Source organism: Bifidobacterium pseudolongum subsp. globosum (genome assembly GCF_000741295.1).
Lineage (GTDB): Bacteria > Actinomycetota > Actinomycetes > Actinomycetales > Bifidobacteriaceae > Bifidobacterium > Bifidobacterium globosum.
The window spans coordinates 554,426-573,069 of sequence record NZ_JGZG01000005.1 but is presented as its reverse complement, the minus strand read 5'-3'; the positions used below and the strand labels follow the sequence as shown (position 1 = coordinate 573,069).

At 63.2% G+C, this 18,644-nt stretch carries 18 protein-coding genes and 1 tRNA gene; 15 read left to right on the top strand and 4 right to left on the bottom strand.

Annotation, left to right across the window (positions count from 1 at the left end; all coding sequences use genetic code 11):
• The first annotated feature begins 142 nt into the window (after window positions 1-142).
• Window positions 143-1,465, top strand: coding sequence for a sensor histidine kinase (locus BPSG_RS04720; RefSeq protein ID WP_051592001.1), 1,323 nt, complete (start codon window positions 143-145; stop codon window positions 1,463-1,465).
• Between the two features lie 3 nt (window positions 1,466-1,468).
• Here BPSG_RS04720 and BPSG_RS04715 read toward each other — a convergent pair whose 3' ends face one another.
• A complete protein-coding gene (locus tag BPSG_RS04715; protein WP_026643578.1) occupies window positions 1,469-1,729 on the bottom strand; it encodes a DUF2530 domain-containing protein in 261 nt (86 codons plus the stop codon).
• A gap of 97 nt (window positions 1,730-1,826) precedes the next feature.
• Between BPSG_RS04715 and manA the strand changes: the two genes are divergently transcribed.
• Complete coding sequence (manA, locus tag BPSG_RS04710; RefSeq protein ID WP_026643579.1) at window positions 1,827-3,191, top strand: mannose-6-phosphate isomerase, class I; 1,365 nt, start codon at window positions 1,827-1,829, stop codon at window positions 3,189-3,191.
• Between the two features lie 33 nt (window positions 3,192-3,224).
• Here the strand turns inward: manA and serC are convergent, their stop codons facing one another.
• Window positions 3,225-4,364 carry a phosphoserine transaminase gene (serC, locus tag BPSG_RS04705; RefSeq protein WP_033502131.1) on the bottom strand — a complete coding sequence of 380 codons (1,140 nt, stop codon included), beginning with the start codon at window positions 4,362-4,364 and terminating at the stop codon, window positions 3,225-3,227.
• A gap of 376 nt (window positions 4,365-4,740) precedes the next feature.
• On the opposite strand from serC, the gene BPSG_RS04700 reads away from it, so the two are divergent.
• The 3 genes from BPSG_RS04700 (at window position 4,741) to BPSG_RS04690 (ending at window position 7,845) form a co-directional block, all read left to right on the top strand.
• Window positions 4,741-5,730 carry a CHAP domain-containing protein gene (locus BPSG_RS04700; protein ID WP_026643581.1) on the top strand — a complete coding sequence of 330 codons (990 nt, stop codon included), beginning with the start codon at window positions 4,741-4,743 and terminating at the stop codon, window positions 5,728-5,730.
• A gap of 134 nt (window positions 5,731-5,864) precedes the next feature.
• A complete protein-coding gene (locus BPSG_RS04695) occupies window positions 5,865-6,665 on the top strand; it encodes a C40 family peptidase (protein WP_026643582.1) in 801 nt (266 codons plus the stop codon).
• Window positions 6,666-6,798: 133 nt separating this feature from the next.
• Entirely contained in the window at window positions 6,799-7,845 is a 1,047-nt protein-coding gene (locus tag BPSG_RS04690) for a universal stress protein (protein WP_026643583.1), read from the top strand.
• A gap of 96 nt (window positions 7,846-7,941) precedes the next feature.
• Here BPSG_RS04690 and BPSG_RS04685 read toward each other — a convergent pair whose 3' ends face one another.
• Window positions 7,942-8,355 (bottom strand): OsmC family protein, encoded by a 414-nt coding sequence (locus BPSG_RS04685; RefSeq protein WP_026643584.1) that lies wholly within the window; start codon window positions 8,353-8,355, stop codon window positions 7,942-7,944.
• 133 nt (window positions 8,356-8,488) lie between these two features.
• Here BPSG_RS04685 and BPSG_RS04680 point away from each other — a divergent pair, with 133 nt between their 5' ends.
• From BPSG_RS04680 to BPSG_RS04655, 6 genes are all read left to right on the top strand, one after another.
• Window positions 8,489-9,361 carry a thymidylate synthase gene (locus BPSG_RS04680; protein WP_026643585.1) on the top strand — a complete coding sequence of 291 codons (873 nt, stop codon included), beginning with the start codon at window positions 8,489-8,491 and terminating at the stop codon, window positions 9,359-9,361.
• An 81-nt stretch (window positions 9,362-9,442) separates the two neighbouring features.
• Window positions 9,443-10,120: a dihydrofolate reductase gene (locus BPSG_RS04675; protein WP_026643586.1), complete on the top strand. Its 678-nt coding sequence runs from the start codon at window positions 9,443-9,445 to the stop codon at window positions 10,118-10,120.
• Window positions 10,121-10,200: 80 nt separating this feature from the next.
• Complete coding sequence (locus BPSG_RS04670; RefSeq protein ID WP_033502156.1) at window positions 10,201-10,698, top strand: low molecular weight protein-tyrosine-phosphatase; 498 nt, start codon at window positions 10,201-10,203, stop codon at window positions 10,696-10,698.
• A gap of 272 nt (window positions 10,699-10,970) precedes the next feature.
• Entirely contained in the window at window positions 10,971-11,606 is a 636-nt protein-coding gene (locus tag BPSG_RS04665) for an ECF transporter S component (RefSeq protein WP_026643588.1), read from the top strand.
• Window positions 11,607-11,640: 34 nt separating this feature from the next.
• Entirely contained in the window at window positions 11,641-12,783 is a 1,143-nt protein-coding gene (locus BPSG_RS04660) for a phosphotransferase enzyme family protein (protein ID WP_033502130.1), read from the top strand.
• A gap of 59 nt (window positions 12,784-12,842) precedes the next feature.
• On the top strand, window positions 12,843-13,811 hold the full coding sequence (locus BPSG_RS04655) for an ABC transporter substrate-binding protein (RefSeq protein WP_051591995.1): 969 nt from the start codon (window positions 12,843-12,845) through the stop codon (window positions 13,809-13,811).
• Between the two features lie 101 nt (window positions 13,812-13,912).
• On the opposite strand, the gene galE is transcribed toward BPSG_RS04655, so the two are convergent.
• Entirely contained in the window at window positions 13,913-14,923 is a 1,011-nt protein-coding gene (galE, locus tag BPSG_RS04650; protein ID WP_026643590.1) for a UDP-glucose 4-epimerase GalE, read from the bottom strand.
• A gap of 192 nt (window positions 14,924-15,115) precedes the next feature.
• Between galE and trmB the strand changes: the two genes are divergently transcribed.
• The 4 genes from trmB to BPSG_RS04630 all read left to right on the top strand — a co-directional run bounded on the left by trmB (window position 15,116) and on the right by BPSG_RS04630 (window position 18,623).
• Window positions 15,116-15,988: a tRNA (guanosine(46)-N7)-methyltransferase TrmB gene (gene trmB, locus BPSG_RS04645; RefSeq protein ID WP_026643591.1), complete on the top strand. Its 873-nt coding sequence runs from the start codon at window positions 15,116-15,118 to the stop codon at window positions 15,986-15,988.
• A 64-nt stretch (window positions 15,989-16,052) separates the two neighbouring features.
• Window positions 16,053-16,124 (top strand) — tRNA-Glu (locus BPSG_RS04640).
• 352 nt (window positions 16,125-16,476) lie between these two features.
• On the top strand, window positions 16,477-17,031 hold the full coding sequence (locus BPSG_RS04635) for a BUD32 family EKC/KEOPS complex subunit (RefSeq protein ID WP_026643592.1): 555 nt from the start codon (window positions 16,477-16,479) through the stop codon (window positions 17,029-17,031).
• Window positions 17,028-18,623: an ATP-dependent nuclease gene (locus tag BPSG_RS04630; protein WP_026643593.1), complete on the top strand. Its 1,596-nt coding sequence runs from the start codon at window positions 17,028-17,030 to the stop codon at window positions 18,621-18,623. The genes BPSG_RS04635 and BPSG_RS04630 overlap by 4 nt, the downstream gene beginning before the upstream one ends.
• Window positions 18,624-18,644 lie beyond the last annotated feature (21 nt).

Genomic DNA, 18,644 nt, shown 5'->3' with positions numbered 1-18,644 from the left:
CGGTTGGCGGTCCATGCCGCGCATTCTTGTCCCAGTGTAGAGGAAGCGCGCCGTCATGCCAATCGCCTACGGTTCACGTGTTGTTCACTTTGCGCGCGTGTTGAGGCGTTCGCCGCCGCGTACATCGCTCATCTATGCCACAATGGGCGGTATGCCGCACATCACCACCACGACCATCATCGCCGTCGCGTTCGTGCTGTTGGCCTTGGGCGCCGTGATCGGCGTCGGCCTGCTCATCGCAGACATGGTCATGCCGCTCGTGCAGTCCGCCACGCACGGCGAATCGCTGCGCGACCGCTTCTCGGAGCGGTTCGCGCGTCTGCGCAAACACCATGACGACGATGACGATGACGACGAGGACGCCGACGACCTGGAGGAATCCACGGCCGCGCTGCTGTCGATGCTGCCCGGCGCGCCGATTGTCGTCGACGAATCCGACGAAGTGGTGCGCGCGAACCCGGACGCCTACCGGCTCGGCGTCGTCGACGACGACGTCATCGTGGAGCCGCGCATTGCGCAGGCGGTGCGCACCGTGCGCGAGCAGGGCGGCAAAACCACGTTCGAACTGACCACGATGACCCCGCAGCGATTCCTGCACATGGCAGGCGCAGAGGAGACCGACGACCGAGACGGCGCCGAATCTGGGGATGCGCACGCCGCGCCGGTCGCGGTGAGCAGGCCGAACTGGCTGCGCGTCACGGTGGGCCGCATCAGCGAACGCTTCGTGATCGTGCTGCTCGACGACGTCAGCGAGCGCGTGCGTTTCGCCCAAGTGCGCGACGATTTCATTACGAATGTCTCGGAACAGCTCGTCAAACCGAGCGCCGAACTGCAGCATCTCGCCGCTTCGCTCGAGCAGGCGGGGCTCAAGGACGAGCATATCGCGCAGGACGCACGCAAGGTGCGCCGGACGATTGCGTACATCGACCACATGGTCAAGGATCTGCTGTTGCTGATCAAAGCGCAGGAGCAGGTCACGCCGACCGACGAGAACCGGCTCAATGTGCTCAGCGAGGCGCGCGCGGCGGCCGAGGTGGCGCAGCCGCTCGCGCAGGCGCACGCCCAGCGGATCGCGGTGAGTGGCAGCGATGGGCTTGTGGTGCATGGCGAGTCGGAGCAGATCCGCGCGGCGATCGACAAGCTGATTGAGAACGCGCTCGAGTATTCGCCCGATGGCGCAGTGGTGAGCGTGGATGTGAAGCCGGACCGCGCGGGACGGCACGCGGTGGTGCGGGTGATCGACCGCGGCACGGGCATTCCCCTTGACGAGCAGCAGCGCATCTTCGAGCGGTTCTACCGTGGCGCGCAGCAGAATGAGCGCACGTTGGAAGGCGTTGGCTTGGGGTTGGCGATCGTCAAGCATGTGGCGTTGACGCACCAAGGCAGTGTGCATGTGTGGAGCCGGCCGGGGCAGGGCAGCACGTTCACGCTCGTGTTGCCGCTCGACCCCGCGCAGGCGGATTGAGCATTATTTGCCCAAACGGCGGTAGTCGGAGCGGTCGAAGAACTCCCAGACGAGCAAGAGCAGGCCGATCACCACGCCGAACGCGCAGATGACCGTGGAAGTGCGGAACCACAGGTTGTGCCCGAACTGCCAGAAGCAGATGCAGACGATCAGTGCAATCGTCCACAGCACCGTGCCCAGGATGAACGCCTTGCGCAGGTCCACCTGCATGGGTTTGGGGGAGGGACGGCGTGCATGGGGATCGACGATCGGGGCAATTTTCATGCCCTCCACCCTAACGCGAAGGGGCGGCAAACGCCGGTCATCGCGTACAATGGGGAGGTCCATGGCCCCATTGACGGCCTTCGCGAAAGGATTGACCGTGTTCACGATTCGCCCTGTGCCCAAGCGCTACGCGTGGGGTTCCGGCGAACGCCTGCAATCCATGTTCCATCTGACGGGCGAGCAGTGGCGTTCGCCGCTTGCCGAAATGTGGTTCAGCGGGCACCCGCAGTCCCCGTCGCTGATCGAACAGCCTGGGGGCACGCCGGTCGCGTTGATCGACGCGATCGCCGCGCGCCCCGAATACATGGTGGGCGCGCGCGGGTCCAGTGAATTCGGCCCGGTGCTGCCGTTCCTGTTCAAAGTGATCTCGGCGCGCGTGCCGCTGTCGTTGCAGGTGCACCCAGTCGATTTCCAGGCGCGCGCGGGATTCAATATGGAAAACCGTGAGGCGATCGCATTGGACGCGCCGGAACGCTCGTTCCGCGACATGAACGCGAAAAGCGAAATGGTCGTGGCGCTCGAACCGTTCCACGCGTCGGTCGGCTTTGCGCCGAAGTCGTTCGCGCTGCACAATCTCAGCCTGCTAGAATCGCCCGTCGCACAGATGATGGTGCGCGCGTTCTCGCGCTCGGCCGGCGCGGGCGAGTTCGCGCAGGCCGACGCGCGCATGCCGATCGCGGCGAGCGTGTGGCCCGAGTCACGCCGGCGCATGTTCCGCGCGTTCCACGCGGCGATCACCGCGCCACCGCTCGACGCGCAGGAACTGGAGCGCGACCTGTTGCAGGCGCGCGCACGCTGCACCGCGGAACGCAACCGCATGGCCTTCGACCACGCGGTGCGCGCCACGCGCGCGTTCCCCGGGGACCCGAGCGTGCTGGCGCTGCTGATGATGAACCCAGTGCGGCTCGAGGAGGGCGAATCGGTGTTCCTGCCCACCGGCTGCCCGCACGCCTATATATATGGCACCGGCGCGGAAATCATGACCAATTCAGACAACGTGCTGCGCGCCGGCATGACCGTCAAACACAAAGACATCGGCAATCTGCTGCAGTGCCTGGATTGCCGCACATCCAGCCCGGTCGACCCGTCCGACGCGCGGTTGGGCACGCTGCTCATGCGCGACGTGGTGTTCTACAAACCGCCCGTCAACGAGTTCATGCTCTGCTATGGGCATGTGGACGCGGCCCATGAGCCGTGGTCAGTGATGAACCGGCTCGCCATGCGCTACGATGCGCTTGTGCAGCAGATGGTCGGCAAGGCAGTGGTGCCGCATCTGGGTCCACGCGTGGTGTTGTGCACGCAGGGCGCCGTGCGTTGCGTCACCGACCATGACGAGCGCGTGCTGCGGCAGGGTGAGGCGGTGTTCGTGCCGGCGGCGGATGGCTGGGTCCGCATCGATCCGGTGGTGACGGGCGAAGCCGCGCCGCAGGGCCAATACTTGATGGCCTCCACGCCGTTCTGAGCGTGGAGGCCATCACGAGGTGAAACGCGTGGGTCACATATGTTCGACCACGTAATCGATGCACCCGAGCAGCGCCTCCACATCGGAAGGCTCCACCGAGGGGAATACGCCGATGCGCAGCTGGTTGCGGCCCAGCTTGCGGTAGCCATTGACGTCGACGATGCCATTGTCACGCAACACCGCCGTCACATACGCCTGCGGCACCGAGTCGTCGAGATCGATCGTGACGACCGACCTCGATCGCGCGTCCACATCGGTCACGAACGGGCGCGCATATGCGCTGCGTTCGGCCCACGCGTACACGATGTCCGAGGAACGCTTGCAGCGGGCGGCCGACCACGCCATGCCGCCGTTTTCGTTGAGCCACTTCACCTGCTCGGCGAGCAGCACGAGCGTGCTGATCGACGGTGTGTTGAGCGTTTGGTTCTTCAATGAATTGTCAATCGCCGAGGTCAGCGACAGGAACGGCGGGATCCACCGGCGTGCGCCCTCAAGCGCACAGCTGCGCTTGATGCCTTCCGCGCGCTGGATCGCGGCGGGGGAGAGGATCGCGATCCACAGGCCGCCTTCGGAACCAAAGGCCTTCTGCGGAGAGAAGTAATAGACGTCGGTCTGCGAGATGTCCACGGGGATCGCACCGGCGGCGCTCGTCGCGTCGATCGCGATGAGCGCGCCCTGCTCGCGGCTGCCGTCGATGCGGTAGACCGGCGCCTGCACGCCGGTCGACGTCTCGTTCTGCGCCCAGCAATACGTGTCAACGTATTCGGTGCGCTCAGGCACGCAATACGTGCCTGGTTCGCTTTCGAAGACGATCGGGTCTTCGAGGAACGGCGCCGACGCCACCGAGGACGCGACCTTCTTGCTGAACGACCCATACACACCGCAGGCGGCCTGGCGCGTGATGAGCGATGCGCACATCACATCCCAGAACGCGCTCGCGCCGCCGTTGCCGAGCACCACCTCGTAGCCGTCGGGCAGTGAGAAGAACCGTGCGATGCCCGTGCGGATGGATTCGACGAGCTCCTTGACCGGGGCCTGGCGGTGCGACGTGCCGAGGAGCGTGCGCGCGGCACGGTCGAGGGCCTCGACCTGTTCGGGGCGAATCTTGCTGGGGCCGGAGCCGAAGCGGGCGTCTTCAGGCAGCATTGACTGCGGAATCGTAATAGTGTCCATGGTGTCCAAGAGTAGCCAGCGTTGAGGAACAACAACGGGCGCGTTTCGGATAGGGAGCCACAACGCGTGCCATGCACGTCGGGAGCTGTGTGCGAAGTGTGTGCCAGACGGTGCGGCGTTGTGCAAATAGCACGAGTTTGTGAAGATTTGTAGTTTTTTGCTCAGCGACTCAAAGCTCCTATAGAGGCCGCAAAACGGTGCTATCGTGCACATTGTTAGCTTCTTCCACGGCCGGCGCTGCGCAAGCGTGCGGTTTTGCTTGGCCCTGACTTGATGTAATCTGTTGAACCAGCGAGTACGAGCGCGGGATACCTATGGCATGCCCATGGGCGCCTGTGCGTGATTTTTCTTCATGTGCACAAGGAGTGTTGTAGGTATGAGGCATGCTGCCCCCAAAGCCCATAAGGCGGCTGGCACCAAGTCACTGACCAACCTGTTCACAACCCATCACGGATCCCATTCCCCTCAGGCCGTCTATGCCGAGAAGGCCGCGGCCGGCAATGCCGAGGCCCTCGGCATCGATGAGGATTTAGCGGCGAAACTCAACGAAGTGGCGCCTCTGACGCGCCGGTCGATCCGTGAATCAGCCAAGGCGGCGCAACGCCGCAATACGGTGCTCACGTCGGCGTCACTTGCCGCGTTGGTGGGCACGGCGGCCACCTCAATGGCCTTCATGAAGTTGCAGGACGACACGACGACGATGTTCCCCGCTGCAGGTGCCGAAACCACGCAGACCATGAACATCACGCGCGTCAACGACGGCGCCGCTTCGCGTTCCGACACGCGTGAGGCGCTGACCGACGGGCTGCAGGGCGCACAGAATCAGGGCGCCGTGGGGGCTACGACCACCTCCACGACGAACGAAGGCGGCTGGGGCCTCGGTGATTCCAACGCCATCGCCGATGTCAACGCGCTCACCAAGGCGAAGGCGAACAACAGCAAGGTCGCCGAGCGCGTGGACAAGGACGAGGCGAACCTGCCCGATGGCTTCAATCCGAACCATCCCACCGGTGACACGGGCAACCAGTACCCGTGGGGCCAGTGCACATGGTGGTCGTATGAGCGCCGCCACCAGCTGGGACTGAACACCGGCTCGTTCTTCGGCGACGCACGCAGCTGGGGCGCTTCCGCGCAGGCGCTCGGCTACTGGGTCGACAACACGCCGCGCGCCGTGGGCGACGTGCTCGTGTTCGCACCGGGCCAGGAAGGCGCCGACGGCTATTACGGCCATGTGGCCATCGTCGAGGCGATCAACCCCGATGGCTCCATCAAGATCTCGGAATCCAACGTGCAGGGCGCCGGCGTCATCTCCGAGCGTGAGTTCTCGGCGGACAAGGTCTCCGGCTTCACATTCGTGCACTACTGATCTGTTTTTCCATACGCGGCTACCCGCGCCCGATGCGCCTGTTTGGCGTGGTGTTCACCGGGCGCGTATTGCCAATACCCGCGATCCATAGCCGTTGCGCCATGGGCGTGCTACTCTAAAGGGTGATGAAAAAGATGAAACGTTCTATATCGATTACTGCCGCTGCAGCGCTCGCCATCCCCATGTTGTTCATGGGTGTGCCCGCCGCTGTCGCAGATGATGCAGCGTCGAGTTCGGACTATATCGTCTCGACCCGCTCATTCCCCAAGGTGAACACCGCAAAGACCGATTTTTTTGCGGAGGCCACTTCCACCGACGTCGAAGATGACTCCAACTGGGGTGGGCTGGGAAGCATGGATGTTCCTCAGACCAAGTCTCAGGCGGAGAAGGACGCCGAGAAGAAAGCCCAAGAAGAAGAACAGACCCGCAAGGACGCCGAGGCGGCGGCAGCCGCCGAAGCTGCTGCGCGCCTCGAACGCGAACAGGCTGAGGCCGCAAGCCGCAGCCAGGAACGCGAACCGATTCAGCAGCAGGAAGCGGCACCCGCCGAGCAGCAGCAGACCGCCGCCGCTCCGGAAGTGCCCGCCAGCAAGAATGGTGCATCAATCGCTGCGTACGCGCAGAAGTTCATCGGCGCGCCGTACGTCGCCGGTGGCACCACGCCGGCCGGCTGGGATTGCTCTGGCTTCGTCCAGTATGTGTTCGCCCAGTTCGGCATCAACCTGCCCCGCACCTCCGGTGCGCAGGCGGGCGTCGGCGTGGCCGTGCCGAGCCTCGCGCAGGCACAGCCCGGCGATATCCTTGCCAACGGCATGCACGCCGCCATCTACATTGGCAACGGCATGGTCATCAACGCACTGAATCCGGCACAGGGCACGCAGATCACGGATACGTCCGTCTTCTACGGCGGCTATTCGATCCGCCGCGTGTTGTAGTTCCCTTCGCCTTTTCACCTTTTCTCAGGGTGCAGGCTCCACATGGAGTCTGCACCCTGCTTTTGCATGCGGTATTGTAGGGGTTGGAAGACATGCGTTGTGTTGGGCAAGGAGGTCCCTCATGGTGAATGACATGGTGAACGACAAGACCATTCTGGTTGGCGTCGACGGCTCGCATGCGAGCTACAAGGCCACATGGTGGGCCGCGAACTACGCCAAGCACGTCGGGCTGTCGCTGCAGATTGTCTGCGCGTATTCGCTGCCGAGCTACGCCGCCGTCTCGTTCGACGCCACGTACACCGCGATGGGTGATGACAACGCGGCGCACGCCGATGCTCAGGAGATCCTGTCGAAGGCCAAGGCGATCGCGGACGAGCAGGGCGTGGACGCGCAGACGCTGATCGTGACCGGCGACCCCTCGTCGGTGTTCGTGGAACTGTCACGCAACTACAACCTCATCGTCATCGGCAACCGCGGCAAGGGCGGCCTCGCCGAACGCCTGCTGGGCACCACCAGCTCGAGCCTGCCGGCGTACGCATACTGCCCGATTGTGGTCGTGCCGTACACTGATGACAAGGGCAACCTGATGCATCTCAACAACGTGATCACCCGCGTGGCCGTCGGCTCCGACGACACGAAGTGGGGCATCCGCGCGCTGCAGCTCGCCGCCGACTTCACCAACAGCTGGGGCGCCGAACTCGACGTGATTACCGTGGTGCCGTCGAACACGAACCTCGAAGACGCCGATGTGCGCCACCAGTTCGAGGAGGCGCTCGACGAGCGTCTCGCCCCGATCACCGCGAAGTACCTGGATCTGAAGATCCGCAAGACGATTGTGGCGGGCAATGCGGTGGAGACGCTGACGCGCGCGAGCCGCGACCATGACATGGTCGTTGTCGGCTCGTGCGGTCGGGGCGGCTTCACCGGCCTGCTGTTCAACTCCACGAGCCAGGGGCTGTTGCAGCATTCCGTTTCACCGGTGTATGTGGTACCGCGCAAGTTCGTGGAAACCGAGGCCTCACGCGCCGCAGCCGAGCCGGACCAGGACGTGCAGACCGCGTCGATCGACGAACTGGTCAAGGAAGTGCCGGTCGACCGCGCTGGTGAAGATGTGGAGCGTGAGATCGAGAGCAACATCGATCCGCAGGCCGCCGCCTACCGTGACCGCCGCAACGACTGACGCAACCGATGCGCCTATGCGCATCTAATCGAGGGCCTGGGCGAATCGCCAATATGACGATTCGCCCAGGCCCTCGATTACGTAGGGGAAGTGCGCTCAGCGGCGCACTTCGATGTCCATGCGCACCGGCGTCTCCTGCTCGTAGGTGTGCATCACGGTGCATCCTTTTTCGATGTGCGCCTTGGCGCGCTTCTTGAGCTTCTCCACCTCTTCGTCGCTCAGGTTGGCGTCCGAGGCATCGATGACCACCTGCTCGTTGAAGTTGATGTAGGAGTCGGTGTCCGCATCGTAGGTGCCGTCCACGATGATCTTGGCGCCCTTGCCTTCTCCCACGGTGTTTTCCACGGCCATGCGGCTCGAGAGCGCCGCGCATGCCGCGAGGGCGATTTTCATCAGGTCGCCGGGAGTGAACTGGCCCTTGCCCTTGCCGAACTTGAGGTGGGCGCCGTCATCGCTGAAAGCGTCCCAAGAACCGTCTTTGTTGCGCTCGACCCACAGTCGTTTGTCCATTGATCATGCTCCTTTGTGCTTGGTCTGGATGATATTCCCCTATCAATCGTACTCAAGGCGCCTGCGCTTGGCTAGGGACGCACCCACGCGCAGAGCGATACGCAGTCCAAAAGCGCCCTTAGTATGGACTGTTATGCCTTTGACTCAAGCAGATCTGGAATCCATCCGCGCCCAAGTGCCGGCGCGCCCGAAGACGACCATCCCCATGCCGTATGAGGACCTGCTGCGCAAGATCCTCATGGAAGGCAACCCCAAATCCGACCGCACCGGCACCGGCACGATCTCGTTGTTCGGCCAGCAGATGCGCTTCGACTTGAGCGAGGGGTTCCCATTGCTGACGACCAAGCGCGTGTTCTTCAAGGGCATCGCATACGAGCTGCTGTGGTTCCTGAAGGGGTCGGGCAATGTGCGCTGGCTGCAGGAGCACAACGTGCACATCTGGGATGAGTGGGCCGACGAAAATGGCGACCTGGGCCCCGTCTACGGAGTGCAGTGGCGCAGCTGGCCCGCTCCCACGCCCAGCGACCCGAACCGCACGATCGATCAGATCTCGAACGTGCTCGAGCTGATCCGCACGCAACCGGATTCGCGCCGCATGGTTGTCACTGCCTGGAACCCCGCGGAGGTCGAGCAGATGGCGCTGCCTCCATGCCACGCGCTGTTCCAGTTCTATGTGGCCAATGGCAAACTCAGCTGCCAGCTGTACCAGCGGTCCTGCGACATGTTCCTGGGCGTGCCGTTCAACATCGCCTCGTATTCGCTGCTCACGATGATGATGGCGCAGCAGGCCGGTCTGGAGCCGGGCGAGTTCGTGTGGACCGGCGGCGACTGCCACATCTACGACAACCATGTGGACCAAGTGCTCGAACAGCTCTCGCGCGAGCCCTACCCGTACCCGACGATGAAGCTCCACAAGGCTGATTCGCTCTTCGAATACGACTACGGTGATTTCGAGATCGTGGATTACCGCTACCATCCCACCATCAAGGCGCCGATCGCGGTCTGAGCCCCGGCCGTCTCCGCGAACGCCACGGTCTGCGGCTTTGCATAAACTGTGACCCGATTACCTCGTTCAAGGAGAGATGAAATGGAGCACGATAGTAGCCGCACCGGCTATCACGAACCCGAGCCCGGAATCGCCGGGCCTGAGAATCTGCTGGAAGACGACTGGGGCGACGACTACGCCAAGACATTCTCCATCAATCTGATCTGGGCGCAAGCGAACGACAACGAAGGTCGTCCGGGCGCGATCGGCTTCGATGGGGGCATGCCGTGGCATCTGTCCGAAGACCTGCGGCGGTTCAAGGAACTCACGGTCTCACACCCGGTGATCATGGGGCGCAAGACGTGGGAGTCGCTGAACCCGAAGTTCCGCCCACTCGCGAACCGAGACAACATCGTGATCTCGCACGACCGTTCGTTCCGTGCGCCGGGGGCCACTGTGGCCTGTGACGTGGAGGAGGCGCTCGATTTGGCCCGTCAGGAGGCGATTCCGGACGACGGCCTCGACCGCAGCGAGATCTGGGTGATCGGCGGCGCGCAGCTGTTCAACCAGATGCTGCCATTGGCGTCCAAGGTGTTCATCACGCAGATCGACGCGAATGTGGACGCGGACACGTATGCGCCGGACTTGAGCGATGCGATAGACAAAGGCGCATGGAAGGTCGATGAGCGCACCGGCTGGATGGTGCCGAACAAGGCGGAAGGCATTGCGCGCTACCGTTACGTGACGCTGAGTCACCGGCACGACAGCGAGCAGGAGTAGACATGCGCGGGGCGGCGCCCCGCATACCGAAGGGAAGTGGAAGAGCATTGAAGAAGCATGAGGCTCACCCATACACCGTGATGACCGTGTGCACCGGCAACATCTGCCGGTCGCCGATGGGGGAGATCATTCTGCGCCATGAGTTCGAACAGCGGGGGCTGGGCGGCGTGGTGCGCGTGGAGTCGAGCGGCGTCAGTGACGAGGAGTACGGCAATCCGATCGACCCGCGCGCGGTGAAGGTGCTCAAGGAGCGCGGCTACGCGGTTCCGGCCAAGCATTTCGCCCACCGTATCACGCGCAACGAGATAACCGACACCGACCTGTTCCTGCCGATGACCGCTTCGCATATGAACGCGTTGCTGCACATGCTGCCGTTGAGCAAGCGCGGCGAAGTGCATATGTACCGCAGTTTCGACCCCAGTCTGCCCGACCCGCAGCCGGGGTATGAAGGCGAGATCGACCTCGTCGACCCGTGGTATGGCGGCCCGCGCGAGTTCGAGACGGCGATTGACCAGATCGAGGCGGTGGCCCCGTATATCGCCGATTATGTAGAGCAACAGCTCGAAGCGCGTGGTTGATCCAGTGTCGTTTCGCCGTACTGGGCGGTGTTTGCATGCAAACACCGCCCAGTACATATAGGTGTCCATATCCCGGACAATGGGGTCCGGGGATGGGGCAGCTTGTTCATGGGCCCCGTATAGGATGGGTGCCATCAAGCACGGGAGCTCAGTCGAGCTGAGAAGGATGTGAATCCTGACCGTTGAACGTGATTTTCCAGATAATGCTGGCGAACGAAGTTTTGATATCGGTACCCCTGCTTGACCGACGAACGAGCAAGCAGGGAGAACCCATGAATCAATCAGTCATGCCGTCGCGCCATCGTTTCCGCTGGTCTGTGGCCGACATCACCGTCACCGCCGTTATCGCCGTCGCCTCGGGCATTGTGTTCTGGGCGATCGGGTTCATCTATGCGCCTATCGGCAGTGTGCTCGACATCGTGCCGGGCGCTTCGGATTTGCTCAATGGCTTCTACTACATCGCCGGCCCTCTCGCGATGGTCATTGTGCGTAAACCCGGTGCCGCGCTGTTCGCGGAGATGGTTGCGTCCGTGCTTGAAGCACTGCTTGGAAGCCAGTGGGGTGGTGCAGGAACCGTGCTGCCTGGCCTGTTGCAGGGGTTGGGTGCCGAACTCGCGTTCGCGCTGTGTGCCTACGGCGTGTGGAACATGGCCGTCACCGCGCTGTCCGGCGCACTGTCAGCCCTCGGCGGTTTCACGGCCTCCTGGATGCTGTACGGAATGGGCAAAAGCGGACTTGTGCTCACCGTGGGCGTCGTGTGCAATGTGCTGTCGGGGGCCGTGGTCGCCGGCGTGCTCATGTGGGTGCTGTATCGAGGGCTTGCCGGTACTGGCGCGTTGGAGCGCCTTGCGGGCGGACGGGCTGCGGTCAAGGCCGCCGCGCCGGTCGTTGCCGATCCGGAAGCCTGATTGGCGCAAGCCGATCTCATGTGGAGCATGTGCCATGGATAACCCTGAGAATAATGCGCAGCTGGATATTGTGCAGCAACGCTGGCGCGATATCACATTGCCCGAAGCGAGAAGGGTGCTTTTGGCGCTTGCCGAACCGCTGAGCGCGTCTGCCATGATTTCGCGTAGCGCACGGCCGACCGCCGCGGGCGCAATGGTGGCCACCGACTGCGGCAACGTGTACATCAAGCGGTACCATGCATCCGTGCGCGATGCGTGCGCCATCCACCCATACCAGCGCTACGTGGCATGGCTTGCGGGGCATGGGATGAACGTGATGCCGTTCCTCCCATTCGATGCGGCGCGCCATCGTGGGGCCGATGGCTGTACGTTCACGGTGGGCTCATACGTCTACGAAGTCTGCATGCAGGCGCCGGGGGAAGACCGCTATGCCCATGCACTGACGTGGGATCCGCCCGCCACACTCGATGAAGCACGCGGGTTGGGTGAGACGGTGGCGCGTATCGCGCTGGCGTCCCGCGGTTTCGACGAGCCCCGTGCCGCACGCCCCGATCCGTACCAGAACCGTTTCGGTCTGTTTGCCGCTGGTGATTTCGAGGAGGAATTCGAAGGCTGGCTGGATGCCCGGCCGTCCGTGCGCCGTTATCTCGAGCGCACAGGGCGCGACTGGCATCGCGATCTGGATCCATACCGCGCCTATATGCGCCATGTAGCGCCCCGTTATGGTGAGCTCCCAGAATCATGGACGCATGGCGACCCACACGTCTCGAACATGCTATGGAAGGGGCGTGCACCGAGCGCCGTCATCGATTTTGGGCTGGCCGACCGCAATACGGCGTTGTTCGATCTAGTCGAGGCCATCGAACGCAACGCCATCCAGTTCGTTCAGATCATGGATGGGCAGACGGACGCCTGCCGCTCTGACGTCGCCCGCGCCATCATCGAGGGCTATGAGCGCCTGCGTCCGCTGTCTGATGTCGAGCGCGATGTGTTGCCGTGGATGCTACCGCTCGCGCAGGCCGAGGCGTCGCTCAACTGGATCGCTTATTTCGTGGACGGACCGATGCGGGATGAGGATGCCGACTGGTGCTATGACACCGCGTTCAACGCCCATGCCGCATGGTTTGGCACACCGGACGGGCGTCGGTTCCTCGACGACGTGCGTCGCGCACTGTAGCGCAACGGAGCAACGAAGGAAGAACAAGATAACCAAGATAAGAAGGAGAATTGGGAACCATGCTGAAAGTTCGGCTCGAATATGTCCATCCATGGACGAACCACGCTGGATTCTACCTGGCCCGCGCACGTGGCCTGTACGCGGAGCGTGGCCTGGATGTGGACTTCATCAGCGGCGACTTCTACCGTGGCGATCCAGCTTGTCTGGTGGAGCGCGGCGAAGTGGACATCGCCCTGGTGCGGCTCAACCAGCTGCTGTTCCACCAGCAGGGCGAATCGTCGCTCACGTCGTGTGCGGTGATGAACCAATGTCAGATCGGCGGCATCATCACGAACAAAGCCAGCGGTATCCGTCGATTCCGCGATCTGGAGGGCAAACGCGTGTGCATTCCGATGGGCGTCGCCCGGCTGTACACGGAGCTGCAGCAGGCGGTGGAGAAAGATGGCGGCGACTTCTCTACGTTGATCACCATCGATCCAGGGCAGTGGGAGCCCGATATCCGCAGTGTCGAACGCGGCAAATGCGACGCGTTCATCAATGTGGCATGGTGGGAGCCGTATCAGGGATCAGGTGATTTCAACGACCTCGTCGTGCTGCCGTTCGACGACGTTGAGGTGGCACCGCACCACTCCTATTACGTTTCCGCACGCCATGACCTGATTGAGCGCAATCCGCAGATGGTGCGTGATTTTCTCGCGGCCACTGCGCAGGGGTACCGTATGGCGATTGATGATCCGCAAGCCGCCGTCGAAGCGCTGCAACCGGCGCTGTGCCACATCGACCCCGATGTGCTCGCCGCGTCACTTGCCGCCGTGGCCCCATCGTGGCTTGACGCCGACGGTGACTGGGGCACCGCTGATATGGGCATGGTGCGTGGGTATACGGAGTGGATGGCGGCCAACGGCCACCTGAGCGTGCCACTTGAGCGGGCGTTGGCGTCGATCGACGGCGGATGCGTCACCAACGCGTTGTTGCCTCAGGGCGACGGCGTGGTACCGGCTCGTCTGAACAATCGAGTCGTAGGGTAGCGTCCGCGGCTGCCATGGGGAAGCTTGAAGGGGAAGGAAACGGCGAGGGTCCGTGGAACGTTCCACGGACCCTCGCCGTTGGTGAGCGCTGATTGAGCGAATCAGTCGGCCTGCTTCCAGGTCTCCACGTCAATGTGGTGGTCCGGATTGGCCTGCCACGCGTTCCACGCGGACTCGACGATGTCTTCGACGTCGTACTTGGCGTGCCAGCCCATCTCCTCATTGATGCGCTTCGGCGAGCCGATCAGGTGCGGCGGGTCACCTGCGCGGCGTGGCATGACGGTCTCGGTGAACGGCAGGCCGGTCACCTTCTTGACCTCGTCCACGATCTGGCGCACCGAGGTGCCTTCGCCGGTGCCGACATTGAAGACGTCGTACTTGCGCTCGTCGCGGTCCAGGTACTTGAGCGCGGCCAGATGGGCGTCCGCCAGGTCAGAGACGTGGATGTAGTCGCGCACGCATGTGCCGTCGGGCGTCGGGTAGTCGTCGCCGAAGATCGCCGGCGCCTTGCCTTGCTTGAGGCGGTCGAACAGCATGGGGATCAGGTTCAGGATTGCCGGGTCCTCGAGCTCCACCGGGCCACAACCGGCCACGTTGAAGTAGCGAAGGCCGCAGAAGCGGATGCCGTACGGCTCCTCGCACGCGCGTGCCATCCACTCGCCGAACAGCTTGGTCTGGCCGTACGGGTTGATCGGCACCATCGGCTGCACGTCTTCGGGCACCACATCGACCGGCGGCACGCCGTAGGTGGCGGCGCTCGACGAGAAGACGAGCTTCTTCACGCCGGCCTCGCGCATGCCTTCGAGCACGTTGAGCATGCCGTTGATGTTCTGCTGGTAGTACCACAGCGGTTTTTCGACCGATTCGCCGACCTGCTTGCGCGCGGCGAAGTGGATGACGGAGTCGACGTTCTCCGCCTTCATGATCTCGGCAAGGCGCTCGCCGGCGCCCGGAGCGGAGATGTCCATGCCGTACAGACGTGCATTTCCAATGCGATCGGGCTTGCCATAGCTCAGATCGTCCACAACCACCACGTCCTGCCCGGCTTCGTGCAGGGCATGCACCACATGGGCGCCAATGTAGCCACAGCCGCCTGTTACAAGAACGGTCATGTTGGTCCTTTCCACCAAAGCAACAGAGAGTATGTTCTCTTTTGCTGTTTTATGTTACCTTTTGTAACAATTTCAGTATACTACAGGTTCGCGCGGGGCGCTCGTAGTATCGTGTCTCAACATACGCCGCGAGGAAAACAACAGGCGCCACCACCCACGCCCACGGGTAGAGGCCCGGATATAAAGGAGGCTATGACAGCCGAGAACAGCACAGCAGCCCCCACCGCAGCATCAGACGCAACCGCGGACTCATCCGCAGGCGAACCCACGCGCCCGCCGCTCTATGGGCGCAAGGTGCTCTCGTTCGTCCGCCGCTCGCCGCGCCTTGATGACCGGCTGCAGCGTGCGCGGGATACCTATGCGCATGACTATCTGCTCAATGGGATCAATGCGGGGGAGGGATCGCTCGACCCGCGTGCCGACTTCACGCTCGACATGGCGTATGTGCAGCGTGTGTGGGGCAACGTGAACCCGCTCGTCATCGAAATCGGCAGCGGGCAGGGCGAAAACATGGCCGCCGCGGCCGAGACTCACCCCGAACTCAACTTCCTGGCGCTCGAGGTCTACGACCCGGGCGTGGCGCACACCCTGCTGCTCGCGGGCAAGCGCGGCCTGCACAATCTGCGTATCGCGCAGGTCAACGCGCCCGAGCTCATGAAGGCGGTGGCGCCAGGTGTGGTGAGCGAAGTGTGGACGTTCTTCCCGGACCCCTGGCCCAAGATGAAGCACCACAAGCGCCGCATCGTGCAGCCGGAGCTCGCCGCGGATGTGCGGCGTGCGCTTGCGGACGGCGGCGTGTGGCGCATCGCCACCGACATTGAGGATTACGCGCTCCATGTGCATGAGGTGATGGACGGCCGTGACGACTTCGCCAACGCCGGCGCGCTCACGGTGAGCCTGCCGACCGAACACGTGGGCAAAGGCAATGCGGCGGACGCGGCCGGGCTGCCGCACGCCGACTTCACCGAATCCGAACGTTTCGAGGGGCGCGTGCTGACGAACTTCGAGAAAAAGGGCCTCGCCGCAGGTCGTGTGATCCACGATTTCACCTACCGCACGCGGTGATTGTGTGCGACACGCCGTGATTTGCGTGCATTGACGTCTCGTGTATTATTAATCGAGTTGTCAGGCCCCCTTCGTCTAACGGTTAGGACACCAGACTTTCAATCTGACAACGAGAGTTCGACTCTCTCAGGGGGTACGACCTAAAACCCTTGGAATCACAACGATTCCAAGGGTTTTCTTCTACCCGGTAACGACACAGTAACAACCCACGAAACACAGCGGGAATTAAGCGACAACAAGTGCCCCGCCAGTCGATACTGGTGTCATGCGGCAGCTGTTGGTGTCTAGGGTTAGCCACGCATTGCCGTCGGTGCTGCTTTGGATGGCTGTTGATGTCTAGGGTCAGTCATGGGATACCGTTTGAGGCAACCCAGACGGCTGTTGGTGTCTAAGGTCAGTCACGCACTGCCGCAGGTGGCCGCCAACGTGAGGCGCCACATGGCGGGTCTTTTGCTTTCCGGCCTTCGGCAGCATGGTACGATGCCAACATGAAGCAATTGACGGTCAATGGGATGCCCTTCGATGTACTTCGCCTGCTGGGCAAAGGCAAGGGGGGCTATTCCTTCCTTGTCCGTTCCCAGAGCATGCCACACACCCAATACGTACTCAAGCAGATCCACCACGAGCCCTGCTCGTACTATCAGTTCGGCGACAAGATCCAATCCGAGATCCGCGACTACCGTCGGCTGCGCGAACTGGGCGTGCGCCTGCCCGTGATGCTCGACGTGGACATCGACAAAGAGCGCATCCTCAAGGAGTACGTGGACGGCCCCACCATCTACGAGCTCGTGTTGCAGGACGAGATGCGCCCTGAATACCTCGAACAGGTGCGGTTCATGGCCGACCAGCTGGCCCGCCACCGCATCAACATCGACTATTTCCCCACGAATTTCGTGGTGCAGGACGGTCTGATCCACTACATCGACTTCGAATGCAACGACTACATGGACGAGTGGAACTTCGAGAACTGGGGCGTCAAATACTGGTCGAAGACGAACGAGTTCCTGCAGTACGTGGCCGACCACCCATCCAGCCAGCTGTGAGACTCACTTCAGTCGCGATCCGCAACCACACCCGTGTGGCCGACCTGTACATTGAGGTACGCCGGCATCTCGTGCTCGTGGGCACCAACGACTCGGGCAAGACCTCGATCCTGCGCTGCCTCGACCTGCTGCTCGGCGCCAACCAAGGCGCGCTCTACACGTCGATCACCGCCGACGACGTGCGCGACCGCACCCAGCCGTTCGTCGTCGAAGCGCAACTCGAATGCGGCGCCAATGATCCGCATTTCGGCGACGCCGTGCGCCAATCCGGCGGCGCGTCCACGCTGACACTGCGGCTCGAGACGCGCGTCGAAGCAGACGGCAAATCGCTCGTCATCCGCCGGTATGCGGCCGGCGCATGGCACGAAACCGACCTATTGCAATCCCAGATCGACGCAATCGGCTGGACGTACATCGCCGACGACCAGTCGTTGGGTGACGCGCATGGATCGTTCATCGACGGCCTGCTCGCCACCCAGGACCTGCAGCAGGAGCGCAAGGCGCTCGCCGAAGTCGACCGCGCCTATGCGCGCGTGCTCGAAGACTCGCAGCCGTTGCTCGAACTGCGCCAGCGCATCGCCGCGCAACTGACCGCCGCGCTACCGGGTGACTACCAGCAGAACAACCTCGTCTTCGTGCCCGCCGCGCGCGACTGTGCCGCGCCGCTCAACGGACTGCGCCTGCAACTGCGCAAGAACGGCGAACAGCGTGACTTGGGTGACCAGTCGGGTGGACTGCGTGCGGTGTATGCGCTCGCGCTCGTCGACGGTCTCGACGACCGCACGCGCATCATCGGAGTGGACGAGCCGGAAACGCACCTGCACCCCACGAGCCAGCGCAATCTCGCGCGCCTGCTTGCGCGCGGCGACAGCCAGAAGATCATCGCCACGCATTCGCCGGACATCATCGGCGAGTTCGAGCCCGACCAGATCGTGGTGATGCACTCCGGCGGACAAGTGGTGCAGCCGCAGCGGGATTTTCTGAGCGAAGACGACAAACTGCTGCTGCACATGTGGGTGCGCGACCGGCTCGAGCCATTGACCGCCGACCGCGTGATCGTCGTCGAGGGCATCACCGACCGCGTGCTTGTGGAGCATTGCGCAGATGTGACGAAACGCAATCTGGACGCCTACGGCATTGTGCTGCTTGAAGCTGGAGGCTGCGGCAACATGCCCGCATGGCGCCGCATGTTCGGCGAGCACGGGTTCCAGGTGCCGCTCGCGCAGCTCATCGACGCCGACGCCGCGCAGGAGATAGCCGGGCAATACCATGTGCGCGCCGACCAGCTAGCCGCCGAGCATGTGTGGGTCTCGCAGCCCGATTTGGAGGGCGAGTATGTGCGTGCGCTGGGCGCCGAGCGCACGCTGCAGGCGCTCGAACACAGCGGCGCATTCCGTGCCGGCGAACTGAAACCGCTGTGTGCGGCTCGCGCGAACGGCGCACTCGACTGCGAGTCGGTGGCCGCGTTTTGCCGTGTGCGCACGAACAAGACGCGCGCGGTCATTGCGCTCCTGCCGCACATCACCGCCAAGGTGGCGCGGCGCATCGAAAGCGTGGAGCTCATGCTCAGCGCCGTCACGTGCGCACGCTGAACTCCACGGCGCGCGCATGCC

Excerpts from the sequence above, each read along its gene's own strand:
- BPSG_RS04720 (WP_051592001.1), top strand. The coding sequence starts at position 143 with ATGGGCGGTATGCCGCACATCACCACCACGACCATCATCGCCGTCGCG.
- BPSG_RS04715 (WP_026643578.1), bottom strand. The coding sequence starts at position 1,729 with ATGAAAATTGCCCCGATCGTCGATCCCCATGCACGCCGTCCCTCCCCC.
- serC (WP_033502131.1), bottom strand. The coding sequence starts at position 4,364 with ATGGACACTATTACGATTCCGCAGTCAATGCTGCCTGAAGACGCCCGC.
- BPSG_RS04700 (WP_026643581.1), top strand. The coding sequence starts at position 4,741 with ATGAGGCATGCTGCCCCCAAAGCCCATAAGGCGGCTGGCACCAAGTCA.
- BPSG_RS04695 (WP_026643582.1), top strand. The coding sequence starts at position 5,865 with ATGAAACGTTCTATATCGATTACTGCCGCTGCAGCGCTCGCCATCCCC.
- BPSG_RS04690 (WP_026643583.1), top strand. The coding sequence starts at position 6,799 with ATGGTGAACGACAAGACCATTCTGGTTGGCGTCGACGGCTCGCATGCG.
- BPSG_RS04685 (WP_026643584.1), bottom strand. The coding sequence starts at position 8,355 with ATGGACAAACGACTGTGGGTCGAGCGCAACAAAGACGGTTCTTGGGAC.
- BPSG_RS04680 (WP_026643585.1), top strand. The coding sequence starts at position 8,489 with ATGCCTTTGACTCAAGCAGATCTGGAATCCATCCGCGCCCAAGTGCCG.
- BPSG_RS04675 (WP_026643586.1), top strand. The coding sequence starts at position 9,443 with ATGGAGCACGATAGTAGCCGCACCGGCTATCACGAACCCGAGCCCGGA.
- BPSG_RS04670 (WP_033502156.1), top strand. The coding sequence starts at position 10,201 with ATGACCGTGTGCACCGGCAACATCTGCCGGTCGCCGATGGGGGAGATC.
- BPSG_RS04665 (WP_026643588.1), top strand. The coding sequence starts at position 10,971 with ATGAATCAATCAGTCATGCCGTCGCGCCATCGTTTCCGCTGGTCTGTG.
- BPSG_RS04660 (WP_033502130.1), top strand. The coding sequence starts at position 11,641 with ATGGATAACCCTGAGAATAATGCGCAGCTGGATATTGTGCAGCAACGC.
- BPSG_RS04655 (WP_051591995.1), top strand. The coding sequence starts at position 12,843 with ATGCTGAAAGTTCGGCTCGAATATGTCCATCCATGGACGAACCACGCT.
- galE (WP_026643590.1), bottom strand. The coding sequence starts at position 14,923 with ATGACCGTTCTTGTAACAGGCGGCTGTGGCTACATTGGCGCCCATGTG.
- trmB (WP_026643591.1), top strand. The coding sequence starts at position 15,116 with ATGACAGCCGAGAACAGCACAGCAGCCCCCACCGCAGCATCAGACGCA.
- BPSG_RS04635 (WP_026643592.1), top strand. The coding sequence starts at position 16,477 with ATGAAGCAATTGACGGTCAATGGGATGCCCTTCGATGTACTTCGCCTG.